General features: G+C 38.6%; 12 protein-coding genes and 1 pseudogene. All 13 read right to left on the reverse strand.

Features of this window, described 5'->3' with window-relative positions:
* Window positions 1-757: 757 nt before the first annotated feature.
* A complete protein-coding gene (locus tag L3V32_RS24880; protein ID WP_237285524.1) occupies window positions 758-1579 on the reverse strand; it encodes a phospholipase D-like domain-containing protein in 822 nt (273 codons plus the stop codon).
* Window positions 1580-1722: 143 nt separating this feature from the next.
* Window positions 1723-2184: a hypothetical protein gene (locus tag L3V32_RS24890; protein ID WP_069218288.1), complete on the reverse strand. Its 462-nt coding sequence runs from the start codon at window positions 2182-2184 to the stop codon at window positions 1723-1725.
* 136 nt (window positions 2185-2320) lie between these two features.
* Window positions 2321-3067, reverse strand: a complete 747-nt coding sequence (locus tag L3V32_RS24900) for a hypothetical protein (RefSeq protein ID WP_140199834.1) — start codon at window positions 3065-3067, stop codon at window positions 2321-2323.
* 169 nt (window positions 3068-3236) lie between these two features.
* Window positions 3237-4535, reverse strand: coding sequence for a hypothetical protein (locus L3V32_RS24905; RefSeq protein ID WP_237285526.1), 1299 nt, complete (start codon window positions 4533-4535; stop codon window positions 3237-3239).
* A gap of 13 nt (window positions 4536-4548) precedes the next feature.
* Window positions 4549-5772, reverse strand: a complete 1224-nt coding sequence (locus tag L3V32_RS24910) for a hypothetical protein (protein ID WP_237285528.1) — start codon at window positions 5770-5772, stop codon at window positions 4549-4551.
* 226 nt (window positions 5773-5998) lie between these two features.
* Window positions 5999-6373 (reverse strand): nuclear transport factor 2 family protein, encoded by a 375-nt coding sequence (locus L3V32_RS24920; protein ID WP_012841674.1) that lies wholly within the window; start codon window positions 6371-6373, stop codon window positions 5999-6001.
* Window positions 6374-6536: 163 nt separating this feature from the next.
* Window positions 6537-7175: a bifunctional 2-polyprenyl-6-hydroxyphenol methylase/3-demethylubiquinol 3-O-methyltransferase UbiG gene (locus L3V32_RS24930; protein ID WP_193448535.1), complete on the reverse strand. Its 639-nt coding sequence runs from the start codon at window positions 7173-7175 to the stop codon at window positions 6537-6539.
* Window positions 7176-7318: 143 nt separating this feature from the next.
* A complete protein-coding gene (locus L3V32_RS24935; protein WP_237285533.1) occupies window positions 7319-7732 on the reverse strand; it encodes a VOC family protein in 414 nt (137 codons plus the stop codon).
* 205 nt (window positions 7733-7937) lie between these two features.
* Window positions 7938-8252, reverse strand: coding sequence for a hypothetical protein (locus tag L3V32_RS24945; protein WP_237285558.1), 315 nt, complete (start codon window positions 8250-8252; stop codon window positions 7938-7940).
* A 158-nt stretch (window positions 8253-8410) separates the two neighbouring features.
* Window positions 8411-8989 carry an ankyrin repeat domain-containing protein gene (locus L3V32_RS24955; RefSeq protein WP_237285535.1) on the reverse strand — a complete coding sequence of 193 codons (579 nt, stop codon included), beginning with the start codon at window positions 8987-8989 and terminating at the stop codon, window positions 8411-8413.
* A 131-nt stretch (window positions 8990-9120) separates the two neighbouring features.
* Window positions 9121-9546, reverse strand: a complete 426-nt coding sequence (locus tag L3V32_RS24960) for a hypothetical protein (RefSeq protein WP_237285537.1) — start codon at window positions 9544-9546, stop codon at window positions 9121-9123.
* Window positions 9547-9690: 144 nt separating this feature from the next.
* Window positions 9691-10062 carry a hypothetical protein gene (locus L3V32_RS24965; RefSeq protein ID WP_042766364.1) on the reverse strand — a complete coding sequence of 124 codons (372 nt, stop codon included), beginning with the start codon at window positions 10060-10062 and terminating at the stop codon, window positions 9691-9693.
* Between the two features lie 124 nt (window positions 10063-10186).
* Window positions 10187-10435, reverse strand: a pseudogene (locus tag L3V32_RS24970) (hypothetical protein); the annotation flags it as partial.

Consider the following 10435-nt stretch of genomic DNA (forward strand, 5'->3'; position numbering starts at 1 on the left):
AATTAAGATTGAAGCCGGAATATCTCGACGCCCAAATACCACGAATCAACGCTGAAAATCGCGATTTTTGACCTGAATTTTTAGACTTTCTTCATATGGCGTATAACGCCCTGTTAAGGGGTGAGCAGCGCAATACCGAAGTTTCCGCATACTACCTTAAACACTAAACGCAACGCATAGTAAAAATGCCAAGCGTTGCGAATCACTCTTAAACAGATTGTTATGTGCGTCCTAAAGGCTAGTGCTTAGTCTCTTCACAGACATAAGGCTTGCCTCTAGATGTGTCACAATTCAATGCACATTCGTAGTCACCTGAATATGTTGCATTCATTTGATATAAAACACTTCGGGCTTCGTTGCGACAAGCTTCAAGACTATCAAATGTTCCTATATTTTTGTCATTCCACAAATTGTTCTTATCTGGATAGACAAAGCCGATCCATTCCTGTTTATCTTCTTTTAGATAGTCCCACGCCATTATTATTACTATCAGTAGTAATACAAACTTAATGATATTAATTAGGCACTTAGCTAGGAAACGAAAGACGTTACCAATAAATTCAAACATAGTTTTGATGTAATTAGAAAAAGGGGCGAATTTTTATCAAAGCCATGCAAATTGAACAAATCAAAAGATTTATCGACAAGACAAATACGAAACAAAGCACATAACACCGCATTAAGGTGTGAGCGGCGCTTGGCTATACTTGAGCGAAGCGAAACTGCCAAGCGTTGCGAATCACTCTTAAATGCTTTGTTATGCGTGTGCTGATTTGTGTGCCTGTTTTAGAGCGATAAACTGCTCAGCAAAATCTTCAGCTAGTTCTCTACTGTCTGTGATAGTAATGCTTTCATTATTGTATTGAGCATTCTTAGTCCAGTTGTATGAGCCATGAACTACCTTTTTAAAGTCAATTACACAAAATTTATTGTGCATGATTTTCTTGCCCCAAGGACTTGAGGGAGCAATCTTATAGTACTCAATACCTTTGCTTGAGAAGTCTAAACCGTATTTGCTTGTCGTAGAATCATCATTAACGATGACTTGTATATTTAGACCATCACGGTGCTTGTTAAGTAAGGCATTCCCGATTTCTTTATCGGTGAACCAAGCCATTGCTACCCATATTGAGAATTTTGCTTGCAAAATGCTTTCTAAAATTCGCTGACGTATTTCTTGAAAGTATGCTTCCACATCAACGTTGGAATCTTCAATGTTACAGCCAGAGACAATAAAAACACCGAGAGAGTTTTGTTCTAACGAGTAACCGTCGTGCTTAATGATCTCGTTAATGCCAACGGCTAGTTCGGCATAATTTTCTGAACGCCTACTATCAACTAACCCCTCAACCATTAACTTCATCTGATTAGTCCCATTGAGAGACTTTACAGTTTTCAGAGCATAATCTTTTCGGCTTGCGGATTCAGGTAAACCACCATTTTGAAAAGAGTAAACGTCCCTGACACCAAATAAATTGAAGAACTTCACCAGATCAGGACCTGACATATACGGAGCGTCTGAATCGTCACCTGTGACAAAACCTTTTAGAGCTTCAATAGAAAAATCTGATAATTTCATACTCTACCAATATTCGTAAAGGCGCATAACGCCCTGTTAAGGTGTGAGCAACGCAATACCGAAGCTACCGCAATCCACCTTAAACACAAAACGCAACGCATAGCAAAAATGCCAAGCGTTGCGAATCACTCTTAAACAGATTGTTAGGCATTTTGCTTAGTTTTGTACAATTTAAACTCTATGTAACCAGCGTTACTATCGATTTTTAATATTTCAAATAAGTAGAAATAGTCTTTAGATTGAAAGGCTTTGCTAAACTCTTTATCAATGTCGTATGTATGCCAAGTATATCTCCCTACTTCAGGAGTATTTAGCAAGATTTGAGCGGAATTATCATTGTCAATTTTGACTAGTTCAACATTGAAATGTTGCGGTTCAATTTCTGATATTTGACGCCCCCACGTATTCCCAAGTGATAACTTAACTTGATAAAAAGCCTTCACTTCTTTTGTATCGACAGCCAGTTGCCTACCAAACTCTTGCCCAAAACCGTTCAAAAACGAAGTAATCACAGCTACGCAAATAATGACAAACAACCCAAAGAAGCTATAAAGAGGCTTAGTTTTGAAACTACTCCAATACTTATTTAGTGACTCTAAATTCAACTGATACTCCTTGTATGCCTAACGCCCTGTTAAGGGGTGAGCAACGCAATACCAATGCCGCCGCATACCACCTTAATCACTAAATCCAACGCATAGTAAAAATGCCACGCGTTGCGAATCACTCTTAAACAGTTTGTTATGTGAATGTATTTTCCAACTGTTTTTTCGAGAACTCTTCGAGCTTGTCTATATTTTCAAAGATTACATTTAAATTTCTGTAAGCAAGCCTAATAGAGTCCCAATCTAGAGCAACATTTTCAAAGTGCGATTCACTACGAGCAAAGTCGTACACGTTATTGATTAATGCTTGTAACTCCGCTGTGTTATATAAACACGATCTAGCATAGGGCTCATTTGAATAATTTTCTTTACAGATACCCTCAAGCCTAGAGTGATGCACTTGTAGTAGCTTAAGAATAACTGCAAGATATCTTGCCACCTCCACATCGGCGTACTTGATACATTCTTTAAATACCTCAAATTGTTCAAGTGGTAACTGAGGGCAATTTAGTGTCAATTGCGTATTTCTGCGACCGATTAACGGTGGAAATGTACAAACTAGAACCATTGCACTTGATGTTAGGTATTTTGATAGTTCACTCAAAGCGTGTGGCAAGAATGCTTTCGCTCCCTCAAACTCTCGTTTCCGTTGTTCAATCGCTTGATAACGAGATACATACAACGCAATTATGCTTGATAAAAATGCCAGCATACCTACGTTTAGAGATTGCCAACTGTGCCAAACTCCATGAACATAACTCCAGTCCCCGTAAAACCAAGGCACGACAAACATAAAAGGCACATATGTAACAAAAAACAATACACCTAGTACTTTAACAGCATTTATATAAAATTCAGACCTAAACGCCCTGAACCAACCCATTGTGATACCTCATTCATTCACATAACGCCGCATTAAGGTGTGAACAACGCGACCACTGAACTAAACCATACCACCATAAACAATGAACCCAACGATGGAATAAAAATGCCAAGCGTTGGGAATCACTCTTAAATGCTTTGTTAGCTTACTTTCTTGCATTGAATTAAATCTATTTGATATTTTTTTGTTTCCGGTGGTACTCGTCAGCCTGAGCATTGGAAGCGAATATACGATCCATTACATACTCACGCTCACAGTTTTGGTATGCGACCGGATATCTGCTACAACTTATTCGCAGTTTTTCTCTAACTCTATAATATGAATCAAGATACTCTTGTTCAGTAATATATCTTGGAAGATATGAAGCATAGTCAATAGCACTCGAATCGAAGAAGTCATTGCTAGGAAGATATAAGTTTGTCGATACATAATCGTAGCCATGGCTATCAGACTCTGTAGAAGCTTCTACCACACGATATATATATTTAATCCTATACTTATCATCGTAAATATATCTCGAACTACCATTATCACTATCTAAATTCAAGTACAAATCATTCGTTATATTGAACCACTCATCATTCTTAGTAGTGATCTTTTGAGGGATTTTTAATTTTTTTCTATTGCAATTAGGGAAGGCGTTAGATATGTAGTTATTTAAACAAGCAGCTCTTATTAAAAGAGGATCTTTATTATTATCACTCAAGTACTCCATACTTGGTAACATAAATTTTGCTACTACATGATCATAATTTTTATCAGAAAAAAAATACTTTCCTACACGGCTCGCGTCTCGAATGACAAAACCCCAATATAAATAGTTATTGACAGCATCAACGTAAAAACTAGTTGTCGGCTCAAAAGCTTTATCATCAGAGATCTCTACAGTATCAAAGTTTGGTTTTCCTACCATATTTTCTTGCTCACCAGTCGCTAAATCTGTCATTAATATGGAGTACGAACTATTTTTTTTATAACTGTAAACTTTATTCGTAGAGGCTATAAAGGCGCCACATAGCCCTGTATCAATAACTTGACGGGTAAATAAATCAAACGTTCGGCAAACTCCTCTATCACTTAAATAGACATAACGCCCATCGTTTGAACGCAATATTCCAGGATTACTCAATCTAAGGCTCGGTAATTCAAAACCAAATATCAAAGCACGAATATTGCTTCCATCCATATTAGATATATAATAATCATTGTCAAATTTAAACATCTGCTGTGGATGACTATTTGAGGAATTCCATATTTCCACATTCGGATTTTCTGGTATATTAAGGTCAATACCTAAATAAGGAACGTAAGAATTATCAGCGCTCTTGAGAAAATCTCGCTCAGCCATACGATCAATATCTTTCTCTCTACTTACATCAGAATAATTCACCTCCAAATATACATTCGATAAGATAATTGCTAGTGTTGAACTAAAAGCCAGGGTTAGAAAAACAAGGAATATTTTCATTTTTTCTACATCATTACTCAGCTGCTGAAAAGTTTGATGATTTAAGTAGGCCCTCATATTGTTTAAATTGTCGACTATGAGAGTGCCTATAATCACTCATGGTAGGGTTCGGTGGAAAATATGGGCCAAAATCACTTCCATCCATTTTTTGTTGTACAATCTCAGAAACATATCCCTGTGGGTTAAATATAGTTAGTGATTTAATATAATTATTATTATGCAAATGGTAATCATAGTGTAGCGTTTCAAACAATCCACTCTCGCCTGAAGTACGGTGACGAGAGATCACCCAACTAAAAGGGTGCTGCACAGCATACCATGTATCATTCTGAATGGTAATCTTTGTCTCCATAAATTGTTCTATTAAGTCATACTTACTTCGAATCGCCATGTCTTTACCTCCCTCGCAATAAACGAATTTAGTGTAGGCATTGGACAATAGCTTACCTTCATATCGACATTCGGATTCATCATTATTTAGAGAATCTCCTGCTGAAGAAAGAGCCATTGCTTGAACGAATCCATTTTGGTCCCAAAATAATCGATCTTTTTTTTCATCTATTTTGAAGTAAAACTTAGAGTTAATATCGAGACCTTCAATGTAAATAGGCTCCTCTTCTAAACTGAATAGATTTAAACGGTAAACTTCACCCTTTCTAATAATATAGGCATGTTTGTTATCAGAGGAGAAACTAGTTAAATTGGTATTCTTTTTTGTTGCTAAAATTTGGTCGGTCTTTAAATCATAGAGGGTGTTTTCGGCATATAGAAATCTTCCGTTAGGTGAACGAACGATGAAACTGTAGTAACTATCACTATCAGGGGTAGAAACAGGAAATCGTCTTACATTCGTGCCATTAAAATCCATTGTATAAAGTGAATCAGTCGGCCAATAATAGAACATCAATTGAGGCATTGTATGAATAGCGTCCCATTTTTCAATAGGATGTTCTACCGACATATCTACATCAATTTTCCAAACAATCCTTCCCTTATTCAATCTTTCTTCCAAAGTTTCCCCTTTCTTTTTTGGGAAAGCTCTATCTCGTACAATCTCATCGAGTTGGTTTTGAAAACTTTCACTTTCGCGTGAAAACTGTTGTTGAAAATTTGATTGCTCACTCGCTGAGCTTAGTGTTGAGAAAATTAATAGAAGCCAGAGTCCTGCATAGGATAGGCGAAGTGAAATTTTAGAACTATTCATTTTTACCACTGATAGTTGTTTAGCTTGAGTCACTAACCTCATAGTAACCAAAACCAGCTCAACGGCAAAGTTAAACTAATCATTCGAACTCGCTTTTGGCTACAAGCCTACCTTAAAAGTTTTACCTTTCCACCTTTTAAGCTAACGCCCTGTTAAGGGGTGAGCAACGCAATACCGAAGCCACCGCATACCACCTTAACCACTAAACGCACCGCATATTGAAAATGCCACGCGTTGCAAATCCCTCTTGAACAGTTTGTTATGCGATAACTGTTGAGTGCGCAGAGATAACCTGCCAGTTACCCTTTTGCTTTGTCCAAACACGAGAAAATGCAAACTCACCGTTTGCTACAGCCCCATTATAACTGCCTTTGATTTCCGCGTTTACGTAAACCAAAACGACATTATTCTGAGGCACTACGTGAAGATCATGGAATTGAATTGACTTAATAGCTAGTAAGCCAGAGCCATGCAGTGCTATATCGTCTTGTTTAGAAGTTCGATGACCAAGGTGATTAACAAATACCAAGTCATCAGACAATAAGTCTTGCAAGGCAATCATATCTGAATTGAGCATTGAAGTTTTTAACTTCTCCTCTGCTTCAATTATTTCTTTAACTACATTGCTTTCCATACTATCAACTTCCTCATATCGCATGACGCCCTGTTAAGGTGTGAGCAACGCAATACCGATGTCACCGCATACCACCTTAAACACTAAACGCAACGCATAGTAAAAATGCCACGCGTTGCGAATCACTCTTAAACAGTTTGTTAGCAGTTTTTTATACACCAAATTATGCTTTTATCGCATACACCGTTATGTGGTTTGAAGCTTCACGCTCATAGACACTGATATGAAGCACTTGGAACCCTGCTTTCTCTAGTTCAACGACAAGATCACTTTCAGAGGTAACATGGCGATATGGACTGCCATCCCTATAAGTTTCATAGCTATTTTCATTTTTAGAACACAAGCTACTGACAAAAAACACCCCGTTTTCAGACAGTGAACGATAAACATGACTCAAAAATATGACTCGATCTGCACCGATAATGCAATGCAAGCAATTACCGTCAATGACAACATCATAACGTTCTGGAAGTTCAAGAGACTCTGCCGTTAGGTCAGCTGAATAATAATTACCCTTGACTCCTGTCGCTCTGGCTTTTTCCTTTGCCCATTCAATTGCGGTTGGTGAAATATCTATACCTGTCACCTCAAAGCCCAACTTCTGGAAAGCTCTGCAATGATGTCCTTCACCGCAACCTAATTCGAGCAATTTACCTTGCACGGGTCGTTTAAATAGCTCGAGAAAACGCTCCACTAAAACTGCTTTAGACATTCGCTCGTTGCCACCCCAACCTTTCCAGCCAGCTTGGCGAGCTTCAACATACATGTCTTCATGAACTTGATAGTTTTGTTTCATATTCATCCTTGACTGCTAACGCCGCGTTAAGGGGTGAACAACGCTATACCACCCAACTTAAACCATTGTGCCATAAACACAAAAACTAAACTTTGAGCCAAAACCGCCAAGCGTTGAGAATCCCTCTTGAACGCTTTGTTATGTGCGTGCTATTTGATTGCTCTGTTCAGTTGCAGTAAATCCCATTTGTTACCATAGAGATCTTGGAATACCACCACTGTCCCGTATTCTTCAACTCGTGGCTCTTCATTAAATACAATGCCATTTGTCTTCATTAACTCGTAGTCTCGCCAGAAATCGTTAGTTTGTAAGAACAAAAACACACGACCACCCGTTTGATTCCCTACTGCTTGCATTTGTTCTGGTGTACTCGCGTGAGCCAAAAGCAGGTTCGTACCACTGGAATTTGGAGGAGAAACTTGAACCCAGCGTTTACCACCACCTAAGTCAGTATCTTCAACCAATGTGAATTGAAGTTTTTGAGTATAGAACTCAATAGCATCGTCGTAATTTTCAACGACTAGAGCGATGTTTCCAATTTGCTGCTGAACAGTTTTAGACATGACGATTTCCGCTATTTCAAAACGCTTATTGTACGCTATTTTATGATTTTCCGAGAAAGCACATAACGCTCTGTTAAGGTGTGAGCAACGCAATACCTGAGTTCCCGCATGCCACCTTAAACACAAAACGCAACGCATAGCAAAAACGCCAAGCGTTGCGAATCACTCTTAAACAGTTTGTTATGAGCGTACTTACGTTGCCCACTTACCAAACAAAAACTTTGAAACAAACGAGGATAAGCGCAACTGTGATAAGGCCAACCCAACCGATTGTTCGTGTTATTGTTTCCGGTGATTGTGTGTTGAAATGAGGAAATAAAATGGCCCCAAAAGATAACAGTGGCACAAAACCGTATAATTGCCCCATTTGTGATGACGTGCCCAAAGGGAAAGGCGGAACAAACAAATACAAAATCGTATACGCAATATAGGCAAACATTGCAATACCGGCTTCCTTTACCGACGTATCACTTTCTCCATACCAAAAGTAGAAACCCACAATGACACAAAAAACAGCCACACTGATCAACAGAACTATTCTCCTAATTACCCTTTAGCTCATAACGCCCTGTTAAGGGGTGAGCAACGCAATACCGATGCCTCTGCAAACCACCTTAATCGCTAAGACCAACGCATAGTAAAAATGCCACGCGTTGCGAATCCCTCTTGAACAGTTTGTTAGGTGGGATTTTCGCACGCCATAAGCAATGCTTTCAGCTCTAAATTCAATGAAGCCTCACCAATTTTTCTTGCTGAATTTCCCAATTGATTGCGGTAATTACAATCGGCTCCCGTCTCTAACAATAACCTAACACCTTCAATATTCTCATTGATTGCAGCAATCATTAATGGTGAGTTGTAAACATACTCCTGAGTAAGAAGTAAATTGGGATCACCTCCATTATCAAGAAGTAGCTTTAATATTTTGTTATTGGAGAAGTTAGCAGATGCAAAAACTGGGCTATTCCCTTCATAATTCTGTATGTTGGGGAACGCACCACTTGATAGTAAAGTTTTTACCAGTTCATGGTCACCAAGAAATGACGCCATGAGTAATAGTGACGCTCCACATGAATTGACTGTATTAACGTCCATTCCCTTCTTCAACAAACGTTGAGCATACGAGCTGCTTTTTTCCTCAATCATCTGATAAATTGCGATATTTATAGGACTACTAGGGTCGTTTCTGCTTTTGCAAGAACTTGAATCACTTGTCAAAAACACTATGGATAAAGCTGCTAGTAAAAATCGCTTCAAAATAATCCCTCCTAACGCCGCATTAAGGTGTGAGCAACGCTTTCACAAAACTTGACCATACCACCTTAAACACGAAACCTAACGATGGAATAAAAAATGCCAAGCGTTGGGAATCACTCTTAAATGCTTTGTTAGCTTTTGTACACTACGATATCAGCATTTTCTAGTTGATATCTTTGTAACAACACCATTGCCCTTTCAGAAACTAAGAGTAGCCCATCATTTGTTACGCTAAAATCGTCTTTACCGATGCTTCCGGATACTTGGAGCCACGAAAAACGAGGTAAAGTACACTCTGGATACAGTTCTTCAAATACGTCAGAAGTAGATATTTCAGCCACTTCCAGATTGTATCCTGACAACTGCGATGAACTTAAGGCCGTTGCTAAACGTTCAGTGACTAAAAAGCATGGAAATGAAGTCAATAAATCATCACCTAGCCACCCATCAAACTGAAAATGTAGCTTTTCTATTATCGGTGGATGCAAATCGAAATTTGCCAAAGTATTTTCACCCAAACTCCCAGGAACTTCTGGTTCGATCAAATATTGACTCACTTTATTCTCCCAAAGAAAGCTAACGCCGCGTTAAGTGGTGAACAACGCCAACCACCCTAGCTAAACCATTGTGCCGTAACCACTTAAGCTGAATCAAACCGAAAATGCCAAGCGTTGTGAATCCGTCTTAAACGCTTTGTTATATTAATCTTTGTACTCGACTTTATTATTAGTCAGCTTAACTAACTTCCTATGTTGGAGTTCACTAACAATATCAGAGACTTCGGCTTCAGAAATACCACCTTGAAACTGAAACATTGCTTTGATTGAGTTCGTTAGCGATTTTGTTTTCACTGGTCTTAATTTAAGCAAGCGTTCATATACATAGGAAATAGTGTCAATTTCTTGCTCTTCGACAATGGCTTCAGGAACAGCAGGTTTTGGTTTAATTGTTCGATCTTGAGGGTTAACTGTTTCTTCTTCCTTTCGAGCAGTTTGAATTAACAACTGTGCAAGCCGCAACTTATCGCGATAATCTAGTTGCTCGCATGCTAAGGCGATAACATCATAGTTCATAGAAACTCCTTTTGTGCTCGAATCATTTGATTAATATAACGCCGCATTAAGGTGTGAGCGACGCTGGGCTATACTTGAGCGAAGCGAAACTGCCAAGCGTTGCGAATCACTCTTAAATGCTTTGTTAGCTTTTGTACACTACGATGTCAGAATTTTCTAGTTGATATCTTTGTAACAACACCATTGCCCTTTCAGAAACTAAGAGTAGCCCATCATTTGTTACGCTAAAATCGTCTTTACCGATAGTTCCGGATACTTGGAGCCACGAAAAACGAGGTAAAGTACACTCTGGATACAGTTCTTCAAATACGTCAGAAGTAGATATTTCAGCCACTTCCAGATTGTATCCTGACAACTGCGATGAACTTAAGGC

Source organism: Vibrio sp. J2-4 (assembly GCF_021728155.1).
In the GTDB taxonomy this organism is placed as follows: Bacteria; Pseudomonadota; Gammaproteobacteria; order Enterobacterales; family Vibrionaceae; genus Vibrio; species Vibrio diabolicus.